General features: G+C 49.4%; 1 rRNA gene. It reads left to right on the forward strand.

Going from position 1 to position 237, the window contains the following annotated elements:
• Positions 1-110 (forward strand): 23S ribosomal RNA (locus H5S41_RS00490); the annotation flags it as partial.
• Positions 111-237: the final 127 nt, after the last annotated feature.

Here is a 237-nt window from a genome sequence, read left to right on the forward strand (position 1 = left end):
TTCCTTCGGGAAAGTAAGACCCCTCAGAGATGATGAGGTAGATAGGATGGAAGTGGAAGCGCCGTGAGGCGTGGAGCGGACCATTACTAATCGGTCGAGGACTTAACCAAGGAGCGGTTGGTTTATTGGAAGAAAGGGATAGGATTTAGTTTTGAGAGCACAAGCTCTCGTCCGAAAGGACAAAGAGTGTGGTGATGATGGCTTGAAGGATACACCTGTACCCATGCCGAACACAGA

The sequence above is a fragment of the Limosilactobacillus albertensis genome, assembly GCF_014145555.1.
Taxonomy (GTDB): domain Bacteria; phylum Bacillota; class Bacilli; order Lactobacillales; family Lactobacillaceae; genus Limosilactobacillus; species Limosilactobacillus albertensis.